We start from the raw sequence: 211 nt of genomic DNA on the forward strand, positions 1-211 counted from the left end.
GTGGTTAGTGGCTGTTGCGTTTGGAAGATACCGATTCTGATCGCTGTGATAGACTGTTGACTGAGCTAATTTTGATGGATCTTGAGGCACTTGGTTTGGATTGGGATGGTGATGTTATTTATCAGTCTGAGCGCATTGATTTCTACAACGATTATCTATCATCATACCTAGGTCCGTTGACCTAAGGCTGCCAATTCTCCCGTAAGGACAT

At 43.6% G+C, this 211-nt stretch carries 1 protein-coding gene; it reads left to right on the top strand.

Annotation, left to right across the window (positions count from 1 at the left end):
- Positions 1-20: 20 nt before the first annotated feature.
- Positions 21-185, top strand: a complete 165-nt coding sequence (locus V6252_RS13585; RefSeq protein WP_341610782.1) for a glutamate--tRNA ligase family protein — start codon at positions 21-23, stop codon at positions 183-185.
- Positions 186-211: the final 26 nt, after the last annotated feature.

Origin of the sequence: Psychrobacter proteolyticus (genome assembly GCF_038155145.1) — a bacterium.
GTDB classification, from domain to species: Bacteria; Pseudomonadota; Gammaproteobacteria; order Pseudomonadales; family Moraxellaceae; genus Psychrobacter; species Psychrobacter proteolyticus_B.